Source organism: Flammeovirga kamogawensis (genome assembly GCF_018736065.1).
GTDB classification, from domain to species: Bacteria; Bacteroidota; Bacteroidia; order Cytophagales; family Flammeovirgaceae; genus Flammeovirga; species Flammeovirga kamogawensis.
The window spans coordinates 4210642-4225784 of the sequence record NZ_CP076128.1 but is presented as its reverse complement, the minus strand read 5'-3'; the positions used below and the strand labels follow the sequence as shown (position 1 = coordinate 4225784).

At 31.1% G+C, this 15143-nt stretch carries 18 protein-coding genes; 7 read left to right on the top strand and 11 right to left on the bottom strand.

Annotated elements, in window-relative coordinates; genetic code table 11:
* Positions 1–134 precede the first annotated feature (134 nt).
* Both KM029_RS17175 and KM029_RS17170 read right to left on the bottom strand, forming a co-directional pair.
* On the bottom strand, positions 135–1244 hold the full coding sequence (locus tag KM029_RS17175; RefSeq protein ID WP_144074413.1) for a S41 family peptidase: 1110 nt from the start codon (positions 1242–1244) through the stop codon (positions 135–137).
* A gap of 1 nt (position 1245) precedes the next feature.
* Positions 1246–2133 carry a hypothetical protein gene (locus KM029_RS17170; RefSeq protein WP_144074412.1) on the bottom strand — a complete coding sequence of 296 codons (888 nt, stop codon included), beginning with the start codon at positions 2131–2133 and terminating at the stop codon, positions 1246–1248.
* Between the two features lie 249 nt (positions 2134–2382).
* Here KM029_RS17170 and KM029_RS17165 point away from each other — a divergent pair, with 249 nt between their 5' ends.
* The 5 genes from KM029_RS17165 to folB are packed head-to-tail and all read left to right on the top strand — an operon-like array spanning position 2383 to position 5640.
* On the top strand, positions 2383–3867 hold the full coding sequence (locus KM029_RS17165; RefSeq protein WP_144074411.1) for a hypothetical protein: 1485 nt from the start codon (positions 2383–2385) through the stop codon (positions 3865–3867).
* The gene (locus KM029_RS17160; RefSeq protein WP_144074410.1) at positions 3867–4382 is read left to right on the top strand and encodes a hypothetical protein; all 516 of its coding nucleotides are present in this window, start codon (positions 3867–3869) and stop codon (positions 4380–4382) included. Before KM029_RS17165 ends, KM029_RS17160 begins: the two co-directional genes overlap by 1 nt.
* Positions 4379–4600, top strand: a complete 222-nt coding sequence (locus KM029_RS17155; RefSeq protein WP_144074409.1) for a hypothetical protein — start codon at positions 4379–4381, stop codon at positions 4598–4600. The genes KM029_RS17160 and KM029_RS17155 overlap by 4 nt, the downstream gene beginning before the upstream one ends.
* Before the next feature lie 38 nt (positions 4601–4638).
* Positions 4639–5280: a DivIVA domain-containing protein gene (locus KM029_RS17150; RefSeq protein WP_144074408.1), complete on the top strand. Its 642-nt coding sequence runs from the start codon at positions 4639–4641 to the stop codon at positions 5278–5280.
* Positions 5281–5283: 3 nt separating this feature from the next.
* Entirely contained in the window at positions 5284–5640 is a 357-nt protein-coding gene (folB, locus tag KM029_RS17145) for a dihydroneopterin aldolase (RefSeq protein WP_144074407.1), read from the top strand.
* Here the strand turns inward: folB and KM029_RS17140 are convergent.
* Positions 5630–6532 carry a MerR family transcriptional regulator gene (locus KM029_RS17140; protein WP_144074406.1) on the bottom strand — a complete coding sequence of 301 codons (903 nt, stop codon included), beginning with the start codon at positions 6530–6532 and terminating at the stop codon, positions 5630–5632. The two genes, folB and KM029_RS17140, sit on opposite strands and share 11 nt — an antisense overlap.
* A gap of 62 nt (positions 6533–6594) precedes the next feature.
* On the opposite strand from KM029_RS17140, the gene KM029_RS17135 reads away from it, so the two are divergent.
* Positions 6595–7401, top strand: a complete 807-nt coding sequence (locus KM029_RS17135) for an alpha/beta fold hydrolase (RefSeq protein WP_144074405.1) — start codon at positions 6595–6597, stop codon at positions 7399–7401.
* Between the two features lie 24 nt (positions 7402–7425).
* Here KM029_RS17135 and KM029_RS17130 read toward each other — a convergent pair whose 3' ends face one another.
* From KM029_RS17130 to KM029_RS17110, 5 genes are all read right to left on the bottom strand, one after another.
* The gene (locus tag KM029_RS17130; protein WP_144074404.1) at positions 7426–7980 is read right to left on the bottom strand and encodes a hypothetical protein; all 555 of its coding nucleotides are present in this window, start codon (positions 7978–7980) and stop codon (positions 7426–7428) included.
* Between the two features lie 14 nt (positions 7981–7994).
* Positions 7995–8849 carry a carboxylating nicotinate-nucleotide diphosphorylase gene (gene nadC / locus KM029_RS17125; RefSeq protein WP_144074403.1) on the bottom strand — a complete coding sequence of 285 codons (855 nt, stop codon included), beginning with the start codon at positions 8847–8849 and terminating at the stop codon, positions 7995–7997.
* A gap of 407 nt (positions 8850–9256) precedes the next feature.
* The gene (locus tag KM029_RS17120; RefSeq protein ID WP_240050314.1) at positions 9257–10447 is read right to left on the bottom strand and encodes a sensor histidine kinase; all 1191 of its coding nucleotides are present in this window, start codon (positions 10445–10447) and stop codon (positions 9257–9259) included.
* Positions 10448–10500: 53 nt separating this feature from the next.
* On the bottom strand, positions 10501–11031 hold the full coding sequence (locus KM029_RS17115) for a hypothetical protein (protein WP_144074402.1): 531 nt from the start codon (positions 11029–11031) through the stop codon (positions 10501–10503).
* Positions 11032–11152: 121 nt separating this feature from the next.
* Entirely contained in the window at positions 11153–11569 is a 417-nt protein-coding gene (locus KM029_RS17110) for a hotdog fold thioesterase (protein ID WP_144074401.1), read from the bottom strand.
* Positions 11570–11708: 139 nt separating this feature from the next.
* On the opposite strand from KM029_RS17110, the gene KM029_RS17105 reads away from it, so the two are divergent.
* A complete protein-coding gene (locus KM029_RS17105; protein WP_144074400.1) occupies positions 11709–12350 on the top strand; it encodes a histidine phosphatase family protein in 642 nt (213 codons plus the stop codon).
* Between the two features lie 9 nt (positions 12351–12359).
* Here the strand turns inward: KM029_RS17105 and KM029_RS17100 are convergent, their stop codons facing one another.
* The 3 genes from KM029_RS17100 to KM029_RS17090 all read right to left on the bottom strand — a co-directional run bounded on the left by KM029_RS17100 (position 12360) and on the right by KM029_RS17090 (position 15133).
* A complete protein-coding gene (locus tag KM029_RS17100; RefSeq protein WP_144074399.1) occupies positions 12360–13028 on the bottom strand; it encodes an HAD family hydrolase in 669 nt (222 codons plus the stop codon).
* Positions 13029–13039: 11 nt separating this feature from the next.
* The gene (locus KM029_RS17095) at positions 13040–14170 is read right to left on the bottom strand and encodes an MFS transporter (protein WP_262712706.1); all 1131 of its coding nucleotides are present in this window, start codon (positions 14168–14170) and stop codon (positions 13040–13042) included.
* Positions 14171–14350: 180 nt separating this feature from the next.
* Entirely contained in the window at positions 14351–15133 is a 783-nt protein-coding gene (locus KM029_RS17090) for a S1/P1 nuclease (protein WP_144074397.1), read from the bottom strand.
* Between the last annotated feature and the right edge of the window lie 10 nt (positions 15134–15143).

The following is a 15143-nucleotide window of genomic DNA, read 5'->3' as shown; positions in this document are numbered from 1 at the left end:
TAAAAGTATATTGCATTCCTGAGTGATTGGATTAATCGTCCTGTCGGTTAGACAGCTTTTATTTAGTATTATTCGCAGTAATAATTAACGGATACTATTTAAATAAGTTTCAAAAAAAATGATATTTTTCATGTTTACCAATTACCATTAAATATCTCTACTATTGCTTTCTCTAATTGAGTATCTTTATCCATCTCTGTATCAGAAGGTTGCTGTGTAATAAGTATATCTGGAGGAACGCCCAACTCATAATCTAAATCACCATCAATAGATCTAGTTTGAGTAACCGACATTCTATAATACCATCCATTTGGTAATTGTCCACCTCTCGGAGCTCCCAAACCACCGCCGGTAGGCACTCCAATTATTTTCACATCTCTTAGTTTCTGAACTGACTTCATAGCTGTAGCAAAATATGATGTAGCACTATAGCAACCTCTATCTGTTAGAATTACTATTTTACCGGGATAATACAAACCACTTGGTGAAATATTAGCAGGTATCCAGTCATCAAAATCATCTGCTCCAGGACCTGTTTTATTTCTACTATAATATAAAGTAACCTCTCCTGAATCAGCAGGAATAAACCTTTCACACATCTTAAAGATATTTAGAGGAGATCCCCCTCCATTACTTCGTACATCGATTACCATTCCATAAGTAGTTTTACCATATCTTGAAATAACATAATCAATATCATAACTAGAAATCATAGAAGAGAAGCTACTGTACCTTACGTAAGCTATTCCTTTGGCTACGCCATTTTCTACCTGAACTAATGGTTTTTTTTCACCATCAGAAGGGTCTATAGCGTGTATAAAATCATGTTGTAAAGGTCCTGTAATCGTATAATAATCACTTAAATAAGTAGTTCTAATAATTCTAGTACTATAATTAGAATCAGGCACTGCTAATTCTGGATATCTAGATACATTAAATGGAGAGTATAAGTTTACATGTCCATCTTCTAATGTTTCTAACATATTAAACATACTTTGAAAAAATACCTCTTGAGGCATATCATCTGTAACTTTCACCCTATATACAGAGTAAACACTATCCCAATCAATATTTTTTAATTCTAAATATGAATATTGATCACGGACTTTTTGCCATAAATATTCAAATGTCTCTGTATTTGATGATGTTGGGTCAGCCTCAATAAACATTTTCTCACAACTTAATAATGTGAGTAGTAAGACGATTGAAAATGCCTTACAGAATAGCTCTTTTATATTTCTCATCTTATTTCTTATTTCCTGTTACGTTAAACATAAATGCTAAACCTAAACGATGGTACGCTCCTTTAGATGTCCCACTACTTCCCTCGTTAACAGCATAATATTTCCATTCATATTGTAATCTAAATGCATTAAGATTATGCAGTTTGTAATACATTTCTAAACGAGATTGAAATTGAACTAGCTTTCCAATAAAAGCAAACTCTTGCTGCCCTCCTCCAGATAAGAAATTAGCTCCAGTTGTAAAATCACTAATTGTATTATAACTCGGTCGCATATAACTCCCCATTAAAGGCAAAGATATTGACCATAAAAAAGTAAGATCACGATCTCTTTTTCTGAAGAATTTACCAGTTTTACCAATACTTACATCCCATTCTAACTGTCCACCCAATCCAAAACCAGTAATGTATTCAAAATTTAAAGCTGAGTTCGTGTAAGAGAAATTACCCCTATAATTTCCTAAAAAATCAATTGCTCCACCTAACTTTAAAGAAGCTCCTTTTGTCCCTCTAAATACTGGATTGATTTTCCACAATGCATGTGTATGTACAGGTATTGTATAATAGATATTTCCTCCAGTATCTGTACTCCCTGAAAGATCTGTATACATTAATCCAAAATTAAAACCTCCATCTATAAGAAATTCAAAATGATCACTAGTATTAAGGTACCCACCTGAAGCACCTATTCCTACACCAGAATAGGTTAATGGTGAAAATGCCGCATCTCTAGATTTTACGTTAGCAACAAAATTTGACCCGAGTAGAATATACTGATTCTGCTTTCTATCTTTTTTAACTTCTTCTACCTCTTTTTGTGCAAAGGTAATAGTTGATATAAAAGAGAGTAACATCAGCAATGGGAAACCAATAGCCTTTGTTTTATTCATTATAATTGATTGAAGGATTGATAATAATTAGTTCGTAATTTAATCTTACGACTAGTTTACTTTAAACTAATATTAAATTAATGAACCTTTTTGAGTAAAAAAATAATTTTTGCAATAGATAATTCTTATTTTTATTACTTATTTTTTTAGAAGCTCTTTATTTAATAAAAAAATTACTCTCAAAGACTTATATCTATTTATTCCGAAATCAAATTATTGTATTTTTTGTTTATTCTCTTCTTATAAATTATGTCTAGATCAAACTATAAATATTTTTTTTTAGTTCTTTTTTTCCTTCATCAAATACCCTCATTTTCACAAACTGGTAGATATTGGAGTAACAGCTTTAATACTGATGCAAGTTTGCTATCTGGAGCTGTTGTAGGAGGAGGTAGTGGAATTGCCGCTATTTTTTATAACCCTGCACAAGTAGCTGATATTGATTATCAAAAATTCTCTATTACTGCAAATATATTTAGTACTTATATTTATAATTATAGTGATGCTCTTGGAAGTGGTAATAGTTATAGTGATTGGAACTTTAAAGTACAACCAAGGTTTGTTGCTTTTCTACTAAGACCAAAAAATTGGGATAAAACTAGTATTGAATTGGCAAGTTTTACTCGAGATAATGCTACTACTGAATTAAGATCTAGAACTACCCACCAATTAGATATTTTAAGTGCTACTCCAGGAAATGAAGAATATATTGGCGATTTTTATTATCGATTAGACTATGAAGATTATTGGTTAGGAGCTAGTATTGCTAAAAAAATGTCTGATAAATTCAGTTTAGGGATAAGTGCTTTTCACTCTTATGTATCAATGAATTACATCTATGATATAGAAGCAAATGCCTATAATCTTAATGAAAGAAAGCAAATTGATAATGAAGATTTCTATGTTGCAAATTTCAAAAATACACAAAGTATTAAAGGGTATACATCTAGAATTATTTTAAAACTTGGACTTAAATATTCTCTAAAAAATGTAGATTTAGGTCTTGCTATTACCACTCCTTCAATGGCCTATGCTGGAGAATCTGAAGTATATAGAGAAGTTGCTGTTAACAATGTTAGTGTAAATAGTACAACACCTTTACCTAATATGTTGGTGACTGAATTTCAAGATGAACTTGAAACCAATTTTAAAGAACCCCTTTCTATAGCTATCGGAGGAACATATTATAGAGAAAAATCCTCGTTCTATTTTACAGCAGAATATTTTGCAGCTGTTGCAAAATACAATCAGATAAAAGATCAACCTCCAGGACCGGTAGTTACAAACAATTTAATTGGAATTAGGACTGAAAACTGGTTAGATAATACGACAAGTAAAGATCAGGTAACTAATGTAGCTATTGGATGGAGAAACCGAGTAAGTAAAAATGTGGAAATTATTAGTGGTTTTAGAACAGACTTTACTTATGATGAATATGATGGAGGAAGTGATAATCTGTATCCTTCAGAAATTACAATATTTTCTTTAGACCAATACCACGTTACAGCTGGTGCTCAGTTTAGAGTTTTGAAAACTGATATCATTGCAGGACTTCAATACTCTATATCTTATAAAGATAATTTACCACAAATTGCCAATTTTGACGACCCTATCGAATTTTCTGCACAAGATCGTTTAGTTTTACAAGGATATAGAAATAATACAATGAGTATAAATGAAAATACATTAAGTTTATTTCTTGGATTCACTTACAATATTGGAGAGGATAACTAATGAATTTATTAAAATGGTTTATTAACTTTTTCACTTCTACAAACAACAAAAATATTGATTTTTGGGATGGAGACACCTCAATAGCCAACATCAAAGCTCGGTTTATATTGTTACAGCAAGGGTATTTAGATATGCATGCTACACAACATATTAAACAAGATAATGATTCTATAATAGTAGAAACTGTTCAAGGGTATTATTCTTTTAATGGTCATAATTCTTGGGGAACTGATAGTTCGTATACTGGAAGCCTTAAAATAGAACACCTCATAGATAATAAATACACATGTACTTGGGAAATGGGTATTGGTAATCAGACACAAAAAGGAAATGGTTTTCTTTTTGAAGACTTATTATGTATTAATTTTACGTATAAAGATCTTGACAATTTATTTAATGGGATTGTTATCTATAAATTTATTAATCAAACAGAAGCTAAAGGTTTTTGGATTGAAGAAGGAATTTATGAAGTTGGGTTTGAAGAAATAAGTTTAAAGAATAAAGGATTTATATGAACAGTAGACAAATATATGAGAAGTTATTAGCTGACAAGAATACAGCTAAAAATTATGCGAAGTACAATCAACTTTCTGAGTATCAAAAAAAATGCTTGTACAATTCTAATTATTGGAGAGTACAAACAGGAGAAGAACCTATTTCAGTTCCAGAAAGTGAAACCTCATATTGGGAAGATATTGAGAAAAATTTGGAGAAATGTCATAATGAAAGTTAACTTACAGATAACAATTAAACACAAATAACAATTAAACTATGAGTATCGAACCAAATGATATCATTAATAGTAATATCAAAAAGAAAATTTTTGGTGGTTACGACACAAAAGATGTGACTAGACTTTTACATACTGTAGCACAAGAAATTTCTGCTTTAAGAGATCAAAATACTTTATTATTAGAACAACTTTCAGAACAAAGACAAAGGGTTAATCAGTTTGAGCGTTTAGAAACTAAAATGATTGACAGTATTAATAGTGCTGAGAAAGCTAAAAGAGTTGCATTAAAAGATGTACAAATACAATCTGATGCAATGATCGAATCAGCAAAAATGAAAGCTAATTTTATTATTCAAGAAGCAGAATCAAAAGCACAAAAAGCAATGGAAGAAGTTCATTTACGCTACCAAGCTGAAATGAATAAATTAAGAAAAGATACTTCTCTTATTAAAAGAGATTACAATGCCATTGATAGCTATTCGGATAAGTTATTAAATGCTTTAAGTGAAATGGCTGAAAAAACTTTATCAGAAGCAAGAAGATTAAAAGCTATAAAAGATGTTGCTCACAGTGATCAAACTGCTTTAAAAATACAAAGGGAAAAAGTTGACAGGTTAAACCAAGAAACGCCAACAAATGATTCCGTAACTTCTAACTTTTTCGAAGAATTAAATATTTGATTAATGAAACATACGATTGCATTAGAGGGCATGGAGTTTTTTGCCTACCATGGCTATTTTGAAGAAGAACAAAAAATTGGAAATAAATATGGTGTTGATCTTATTGTAGCAACAAACTTTGAAAAAGCAGCATTAACAGATGACCTTGAAGGCACTATAAATTATATGGAATTGTATGAAATTGTGAAACAACGAATGGCAATTTCCACAAAATTATTAGAGCATATCGGGCAAAATATTGTTGATGATATTTATAAAAAGTGGGAAAATTCTACAAATGAGGTTTCTGTTACAATCAAAAAGTTTAATCCCCCAATTGGAGGAATTTGTACAGCATCTAGTATAACTATTAAACAGTAGCTGTCTCTGCTACAATACTATCCATTAAACTTAAGAAATAGGGCATACTTACAAGCACTTCCATATTTTCTCCTAGCTTAAAATCATTACCAACTACCTGTCTACCTGTAATTAATATTTTAGATTCTGGGAACGATGAGCTAATTTGATCTAGGTATTTTTGTACATCATTTATTTGTGTAAGTGATGTCATTACAGTTAGTAAATACTCTGATTTACATCCTTTATAAACATCTTTTACTTCATGAAGTGGTAATGATTGTCCCAAATAGATAACCTTGAATCCACGAGCTCTAATAACATAAGAGGCAAATAATAAAGATATCTCATGTAATTCACCTTCAGGTAAAAACAACATAAAAGAAGGTTTATCTGGTACACTAGAAGTTATTTGAGCATCTATTGCCACAATTAATTTCTGTCGTATCAAATTAGAAATAAAATGTTCTTGTGCTGGAGAAACGGCACCTGTTAACCACAATACACCAATTCGCATCATGAACGGTAAAATGATATTTACCATTGTACTTTCAAAACCTTTCTTTAATATATTTGACGATATTATTTTCTCAAAATGTGCTTCATCAAATTCTAGCATGCACATCGTTAGAGCGCTAATCTGATCCTGATAATTATCATTTACATCAAGTACTTTATAAACTTCTTGGTTAATCTCTTCTGCTGTAAATTTTGCAATTTTAGAGATTTTAAATCCATTGTTATTAAGTAGTGACACATTTATCATGTGTTTTAAATCATCATCAGTATAATACCTAATATTAGTATCAGACCTTTTAGGGGTTATTATTTCGTATCTCTGTTCCCAAATACGAATTGTATGTGCTTTCACACCAGTTAGGTGTTCTAAGTCTTTTATTGAATAATTACTCATGTTTTTTCTGCAACTAAAATATTATATCTTTAACAAGCTTTATAATATAATTGTTTTACTAGTTGAAGGATTTAGATACAAAATACGATATTTTTAATGTCTTTGGTGAAGGGAAAGACTTACTTATTTGTATCCATGGTTATGGACAGACTTATAAGGTGTTTTCTACTCTACCAAATATTCTAAAGAATACTATAATCCTGACTATCAACCTACCTCACCATCCTTTTCAAAACAAATTAGATAATTTAGACTCTCAAATTTATTTTACAGAAATTATTACTTTTATAGAAAAGCTAACTTCTGAAAAAAAAATAAAAAATTGGTCTATTTGTGGGTATTCTATTGGAGCAAGAATAGCATGCTTCCTTTACCTACGCTTTCCAACAAAATGTAAAGAGCTCCACTTAATTGCACCAGATGGCATAGGAGATAATGTTATTTTTCCAATTGCAACTGCAAAACTAATACAACCAGTATTTAAATTAATAATGACCAACGCCGTAAAGGTCAGTAAATTAATATCAGTTGCAAAGTTTTTAAATATAATTTCTGTAAAGCAAGAGCGGTTTATTAAGCAGAATCTAACTAACAACTTGTATTCTTCTAGAATTGCAGAAACATGGATTTCAATTTCAGTGGCTAACTTTTCTAAAACTGATTTAATAAATAAAGTAAAAAAAACTGAAAGTAAATTACTTCTTTTTCTAGGCAAGTATGATGCTGTTATCTTAAAAAAAGATTTAGATAATTTTATTCTTCAATTACCTAAAGAGTCTATTATTTATTTAGAAGCAGACCATAACAGAGCATTATTTAAATATTTTGAATGGTTAAAAACAAAAAAAACCTCTCAAGATGCTTCTTAAGAGGTTTATAGAATAGTTTTAAAACTATGCTTCTTTTGTCGTTTCAGGAACTTCTATAAGACCTTTACGTTGAAGTAGTTTTATCATAAATCCTTTTTGTACTTCTGTAGTGAAGATAGAATAAGGTAAGTATAAAGGCATACCTAACTTCTGAGCAAAAAACTTTTGAATTTTATTTGCTTCAACATTATCATTACCTAACATTAAAACAAATGCATCATCTGTCATTTTTGCACTTTTAACCATCTCCCATTTTACAGGCATACCTTCTTTAGCATTACGTTTCATCATGATGAATCTGCTATCTATTTCATATGAAAGTCTCTCAAAGAACATTTTACTTTGTTCCATTTGTGTTGCTCCCATAAATTGTGCCCACCAAAATAAAATGTAAAGTACAGATAATAATACACCTACACCTACCATCCACCAAAGTGAACTTGGCCATATTAATGACGGTATAATTATAATTGCAGCTGGTATAAACCAGAACCACCATAATTCTTTCATTACCCCAATCAAACCTAATTTTACATATTGGTTCGATTCTAATTGATATTTTTTTGTCTTGATTGTCATCTTAATAATACAATTTATACAGCCTTTAAGCTGATATCTTTACTTAGACTAGAATGAGTTAAGGCTCCTAAAGAAATAAAATCAACTCCTGTTTCTGCTACTTCAGCAACATTACTTTCTGTTATTCCTCCAGATGCTTCAGTTTCACATTGTCCTCCAACAATACGAACAGCTTCTTTCATTGTTGCAATATCCATATTATCTAACATGATAACATCTACTTTTGCAGCTAATGCTTGTTTCACTTCATCAAGGTTTCTTGTTTCTACCTCAATACGAAGTGATTTATTATTTTCTGATAGATATTGTTTCGTATCGCTTACAGCTTTTTCAATTCCTCCAGCATAATCTATATGATTATCTTTTAGCATAACCATGTCATACAAACCAAATCTATGATTTCTTCCTCCACCCAAGAAAACTGCCCATTTCTCCATTAATCTGAAATTTGGTGTAGTTTTACGAGTATCTAAAATCTTAGTCTTTGAGTTTTTAATAAGGTTTACTACACGGTGAGTATGAGATGCAATTCCACTCATACGTTGTGCACAATTTAAAGCAAGGCGTTCTGCCATTAAAATAGCTTGAGCATTACCTTTAATAGTCATTACAATGTCTCCATAATTTAGACTATCGCCCTCATTAGCAAAACATTTAATTTCCATATCAGGATCTAAAGTTAAGAAAATGCGTTTTGCCATTTCTATACCTGCAATAACTCCTTGATCTTTAAAAATCATTTTTGCAGATTCTACTGCATCTTTAGGCACAGCAGAGAGCGTGGAATGATCGCCATCTCCGATATCTTCTTTTAATGCACTCTTAATGAATGCATCAATAGCTTCTTCTGTTAAGTACTTTGGTTTCACGGACGCAAAAATAAACAAATGATGTTACTGTTCCACTTTATTTGTAATTGATCTCAAAAAAAACTAATAATATGAGATCAGTTGTTTGTTAATTTCTAATCAATTGTAGTGAGAACAATAAAAAAAGCCATGCAATGCATCGCTTTAAAATAAAAAAGGGTCGGTTGGAATTTCTCCATTTATAACAGGTTTAGGTTTCCTGATCATATGTCGACCTTCCACTGTTAACATTCCAAAGAATGACTTTATCGAAATAAAGTTGAGGCCTGCTCTTCAAAAATCAGTACACCTTATATGAGTTCACGTTGAAAAATCCAAATGTTACCGACCCATGTACAAATGTCATCAAAAACAGTTAAAAACACAACTTTATTAAGATTATTTACACGACAAAATCAATTGATTTATTACACAATAATTGGCATCGTTATTCTAAATGTTGTTCCTTCTCCAGGAGTAGATTCTAAAACTATTATTTTTCCTTTATGGTAATCTTCTACAATTCTTTTTACTAAAGTTAGACCTAAACCCCAACCTCTTTTCTTTGTAGTATACCCAGGGTTAAACACTGTAGTAAGTTTATTCTTAGGTATTCCTTTGCCTGTATCTTTCACATCTATAGTAACAGAAGTCTTGTGCTGAGTTAGTTCCATAGTAATATCTAATCTACCAACACCATTCATTGCATCTACTGCATTTCTACATAAGTTTTCTACAACCCATTCAAATAAAGGTAGACTAATATTAATATCTGCTTGTCCCTCTAAGTTATAATGTACGTTCATACTCACTTTTGTAGAGATACGTTTAGACATATATTCTACTGCACCACGAACAGAAGATTCTAAATTTGCTGGTTTTAATACAGGTTCAGAACCGATATTAGAAAACCTAGCTGTTATCATTTCTAACCTAGTAATATCTTTCTGTAATTCTTCTATTATAGATTGATCAAAATCTTCATCTGTTTTAAAATATTCAATCCATGCAACTAATGAAGATATTGGTGTTCCTAATTGATGTGCAGTTTCTTTGGCTAACCCTGCCCATACTTGGTTTTGCTCAGCTCTTCTTGATGTAGAAAAAACCAGGTAGGCAGCTAAGGCTAATATTGCTAAAACAGACAATTGAATCATTGGAGCAAAACGTAAATTACGTACCAACTTAGAATCTGCATAGTAAATATATTGCTCTTCCCCATCTGTAAAATCAATTTTTATTGGTGCATAATTCTTTTTCATCTCTTGAACTTCCTTTTTAAGATAGTCCATTCGCTGAGCAAAATTAAGATCTGAAGGTATCTCAATATTTTTAGAACTGATAGGCTCTCCCATGTCATCAGTAAGTACAACAGGAATTAAATCATTTCCTTTAATTACTTCCATCAAAAGAAAAGTAACATCTGCATTATCTTCTGTACCCATTGTGGCTAATTTTGCCTGAACTTTAGCAAAGAAATCTATTTGATCATATTCTCTTTGTCTTAATTCATCAACAAGAAGTTCAGTATAAATTAAAGAAGTGATACCTATTACTAACCCCATTAAGATTACAATAATCTTTAAGCTATATCGGTTTGAATATATTTTTCCTTTCACAATAGAAGAGTTGGTGAAATTTAATTTTAATAATCTGCCTCCTTAATTTGTGGTTACTCTACAATTGCAGATTGGATTACTGTAGATTTTGAAGGGTAATATTCTAAATATTTATTAGGTACAGATCCAAAAGACATTTCAATCAAGTCATTAATCTGATTAATTACATTTTCTGGATTAGGCGTAAAAAGTTCACCCATTTTTATTTCAGAATATACTTCTAAATATGGTCCCTGTTTATACACTTTATATCCATTTTGTTGACTTGCTACTTTATTCGTAGAAAGTGCTCCAACAATAGCTTTGATTGGTTTATCAGTATTGGGATTTTGAAAAAAAAGAACTGCTAAATTACCAGATAGTTTATCTCTTTCTATTTCTTTTGAAATAGAATCATATAAATTAATAAATACTTGTGAATCAGCTTTCCCTTCATATTCTATCCCTACTAATTCCCAGCCATCTGATTCTTTTTGATCAATTTTCACTTCAGAATAAACACCAGTCATTATACTTATTATACCAATTGATATAAACCCTAGTAACGTGATAACCCAGAAACGAGTACTTTTTAAAAAATCCATTCTTACTTTTTTACTATTAATCTCTTAATTAGAAGTCAAATTATATACACAAACCTACTAAAGTTCAATTCAGCTTCAACTTTTTTAACAAAAATATTACACCTGTCAGAAAAATGTTTTTTTATTTCTTTCTTATTAAAGCAATTGTCATTCTAGAAATACATAACAACTCTTCATCTTCATCATAAATTTTCATCTCCCACACATGAGATTTTTTTCCAATATGAATAGGTTTCGCAAAACCTGTTACAATACCTTTTCTAGCACTTTTGATATGATTAGCATTGATTTCTTGTCCTACAGGTACAGTTTCTTTATCAATTGCATGCGTTAGTGCCCCTACACTACCTAAAGTTTCTGCTAACACCATAGATGCACCTCCATGTAACAATCCCATTGGTTGTTTTGTCCTATGATCGACAGGCATTGTTGCTGCAATTAATCCATCTTCTACACGAATAAATTCAATATCTAAATGTCCTAACATGTTATCCCTGAGGTCATTTAAAGATTTTATTGTAATTTTACTGTTAAACATACATTCTTCTTATTTGTTTTATATACTAAAGCACTTACTATTACGTAGTGTTAATTAGGCAATTATAATTATTGCCGACAATATTCATTTATGTTTCACCACTAAATCATTAAAAAAATGATTTTATTATTAAAAAATTATGAACGCAAAACACATTTACATAATCAGACATGGAGAAACTGATTTTAATAAAAAAGGATACGTCCAAGGTAGTAGTATAGACTCCAACCTAAATGGTTTGGGTAAACTACAAGCAAATGCTTTTTTCTCTAAATATAATCATATTGCCTTTGATAAGATTTATACTTCTAAATTAAAACGTACTCATCAAACGGTTCAGCCTTTTGTTGCCACAGGAATTCCATTTGACACCCATCATGGCTTAAATGAAATCAGTTGGGGAGAAAAAGAAGGTAGAGAATTGACTGAGCAAGATGAGATAAATTACATTAAACTGTTATCTGAATGGAATAATGGAAATTATGATTACAAATTAGAAGGAGCAGAATCTCCTCATGAAGTTGTAAAACGTCAAAAAGAAGCATTCGAAATAATTCTTCAACAACCTGATGAAAAAAACATTTTGATTTGTACACACGGTAGAGCAATGAAAATTTTAATCTCTACACTTATGGATGAACCTTTAAGTAAGATGAACCAGTATGAACATTCTAACCTTGCCTTATATCATATTATTTATCAGAATAATCGATTTAGAATTGTTCAAGCCAATGATATTAGACATTTAAATCATATCACAAAAAAGGCTCATGCATATTAATCTTTTTCCTCAACCATTAATCTTTTTGATTAATAAAGGGAGTTCTGACATACTTTGAATTACGTGTTTTACACCAATTTCTTTTAAAGTATGTTCGTGCCCTTTTTTTATGTGCGATGCTCCCGTAAAACCAATAACATACATTCCTGCTGCAACTGCAGACTTTGCTCCACTCGCACTATCTTCAATTACAATTACCTTAGATGGTAACACTTCAAGCATTTTTGCAGTATGCAAATATATATCTGGAGCAGGTTTTGGATTCGAAACATCTTCCACACCAGAGAACACCCTATCATTAAACAAATCTCTCATTCCTGTAAAATCTACAGCATGGTTTATTTGTTCTTTATAACTGTTAGAAATTATTGCTTTTGGCAAATCAATTTGTTCATAAGCAGCTTTTGTTCCTTCAATAGCTTTTTCTTCTTGTACAGCTGCTTTTTTATATAATGATGTGATTTTGTTTACATAATCATTAGGTAAATCTAAGTTATATTTTTTTGATAAGCCTGTCATTATACCTGAAAAAGTTTGCCCAGAGAATTTCACCAAGTACTCATCTAAGGTGATAGGTACATTGTAAGATTGTATATATTTCACCATTACTCTAGCCGCAATAATCTCACTATCTATAATTACTCCATCACAATCGGAGAATAAATATTCAAATTTCATTCTATATAGTTTTAAACTGATTTTTCTTTTAAAGGGGCAAATGTTACATACAGAAATGCACAAAAACAGGCAAAACCTGACGCTATAAATGACCACCCTAACCTCTCTTCTATATTATCATACAAGAGTCCGGATAAAAATGCACCCATTCCTATACCAATTTCTAAAGCAATATACATTGTGGCTATTGCCCTCCCTCTATGCTTTATATTACTTCTATCGATTGTCCATGCATATATTGTCGGTGAGTTTGTTCCTATTCCTAGGCCCAATAAAATTGCAGCGGCATATAATTCTAAATCAGAAGATGCTAATCCAACCCAACACAGTGAAACTACTAATAATATTGTTGATAACTTTAAGACAGGTATTCGACCATATTTATCAGAAAGCTTACCGGCTAATACTCTCACTAACATTGATGCCCCTGTAAAAAACATGAAGAACATCCCTTTGTTTTCTATTCCTAAAGATTTGCTAAGGTCAGGAATTAATGTAAGAATAACGCCATAAGATGTTGTACAAAGTAACATAACGATGGCTGGGGGTAAAGCATTTACATCAATTATCTCATTCTTCCGAATTCTAAAATGTTCCAACTTTAACTTTTCAGGATGCTCTAAAGTTTCTTTCATACCCGAAAGAATTAAGATAGACAATAGAGAAACTACCGAAGAACAATAAAACATAGTATTAATGTCAGTCTCCATAGTTAACCAACTACCTAAAATTGGTCCAATACCAATTCCTGTACTTGAACAAAAACCTAAAATCCCCATAGCTTCACCTCTTCTATTTGAAGGGACAATATCGGCTAAGAAAGCAGAAGTACCTGTTGGTTTAAAACCTGTAGAAAAGCCATGAAAAAAGCGCAATAATAAAAAGCCTGCTACTGTACCTACAATTGGATAAAAAAGTGTACAAATACAACTAACTACTACTCCTACAACCATTACAGGTACACGTCCAATTCGATCTGTTAATTTACCACTAAATGGTCTAGATAAACCAGCCGTTAATGTAAATAACGCAATAATCAGCCCTTTATAATCTTCACCTCCTAATGAGGTTAAGTAATCAGGAAGTTCTGGAATTATCATATTAAAACTCGTGAAAAATAATAACGAGCTTGTACATAACAACCAAAATTGTAATGTATATATATTTTCTTTTTCCTGATCTATCAAATTCTTATCCTTTTGTCTGTTTCTTATGGTAAAGGTGATAATTATATTTATAGAATACTTAAATTATAAGCACATTTGAACAAAAAAAAGATGTACTCTTAATAGAATACATCTCTTTTCCTGTTATCAACTGAATTATCCTAAAATTTCATTCAGAATACCTGCTAAACGAATTCCTGCATATTCAATTCTTTCTTCTACAGTTTTATAATGATCATATAAATATCTGTATCCTAACTTGCCATCTCCAACATCATATAAGTCTGTACATAAAGCATAAGATTCCTTCATCATATCTATTGTTGAAGCACTCTGTATCACTTTAACTTCCTCTGGTGTTGCATGGTCTACGTATTTTGCTACTTCCGTGTAACTTAACCCTTTAGAACCTAACATTTCAGAATCCCAAACTCTATGGATATTAGACGGTTCTCCAAACCAAGTTACTTTTACTTTATTTCCGCCCCAATCACTTGCATGCCCCACATGGAAAGGTTGATGTAAATCTCCAACTAAATGCGTTAAAATCTTAACTGCCTGAGCTTTCTGTCTTTTTGAAGAAGAAGGATCATTAAGAACTCTTTTCATTTCTTCAATTGACTTTATGATATCTCCTTTAGGGTTTCTCTTTAATGTTTCAAAAGTTTGTCCCTCATCAATATTAATAAAGTGCCAAGTGTACATAAAGCTATACTTCTTATCAGATTTGATATCATCCATCCAAGTAGACACCATTGGCAAATAGGCTGAATCTCCTAAAATAGCTTGTAGTTGCTTTTTTGCTTTTTTTGTTAAATGATTATCAGCTACTTCAGCTACAGCTCTATGACCTGTATGCCCCCAAGCCAAAACATCTTGATTTAAGAAAGTAACAAAGACTATAATTAAACTTAAAAATAATTTGAATTGATCCTTCATCTTTTAATGA

Excerpts from the sequence above, each read along its gene's own strand:
- KM029_RS17175 (WP_144074413.1), bottom strand. The coding sequence starts at position 1,244 with ATGAGAAATATAAAAGAGCTATTCTGTAAGGCATTTTCAATCGTCTTA.
- KM029_RS17170 (WP_144074412.1), bottom strand. The coding sequence starts at position 2,133 with ATGAATAAAACAAAGGCTATTGGTTTCCCATTGCTGATGTTACTCTCT.
- KM029_RS17165 (WP_144074411.1), top strand. The coding sequence starts at position 2,383 with ATGTCTAGATCAAACTATAAATATTTTTTTTTAGTTCTTTTTTTCCTT.
- KM029_RS17160 (WP_144074410.1), top strand. The coding sequence starts at position 3,867 with ATGAATTTATTAAAATGGTTTATTAACTTTTTCACTTCTACAAACAAC.
- KM029_RS17155 (WP_144074409.1), top strand. The coding sequence starts at position 4,379 with ATGAACAGTAGACAAATATATGAGAAGTTATTAGCTGACAAGAATACA.
- KM029_RS17150 (WP_144074408.1), top strand. The coding sequence starts at position 4,639 with ATGAGTATCGAACCAAATGATATCATTAATAGTAATATCAAAAAGAAA.
- folB (WP_144074407.1), top strand. The coding sequence starts at position 5,284 with ATGAAACATACGATTGCATTAGAGGGCATGGAGTTTTTTGCCTACCAT.
- KM029_RS17140 (WP_144074406.1), bottom strand. The coding sequence starts at position 6,532 with ATGAGTAATTATTCAATAAAAGACTTAGAACACCTAACTGGTGTGAAA.
- KM029_RS17130 (WP_144074404.1), bottom strand. The coding sequence starts at position 7,980 with ATGACAATCAAGACAAAAAAATATCAATTAGAATCGAACCAATATGTA.
- KM029_RS17115 (WP_144074402.1), bottom strand. The coding sequence starts at position 11,031 with ATGGATTTTTTAAAAAGTACTCGTTTCTGGGTTATCACGTTACTAGGG.
- KM029_RS17110 (WP_144074401.1), bottom strand. The coding sequence starts at position 11,569 with ATGTTTAACAGTAAAATTACAATAAAATCTTTAAATGACCTCAGGGAT.
- KM029_RS17105 (WP_144074400.1), top strand. The coding sequence starts at position 11,709 with ATGAACGCAAAACACATTTACATAATCAGACATGGAGAAACTGATTTT.
- KM029_RS17100 (WP_144074399.1), bottom strand. The coding sequence starts at position 13,028 with ATGAAATTTGAATATTTATTCTCCGATTGTGATGGAGTAATTATAGAT.
- KM029_RS17090 (WP_144074397.1), bottom strand. The coding sequence starts at position 15,133 with ATGAAGGATCAATTCAAATTATTTTTAAGTTTAATTATAGTCTTTGTT.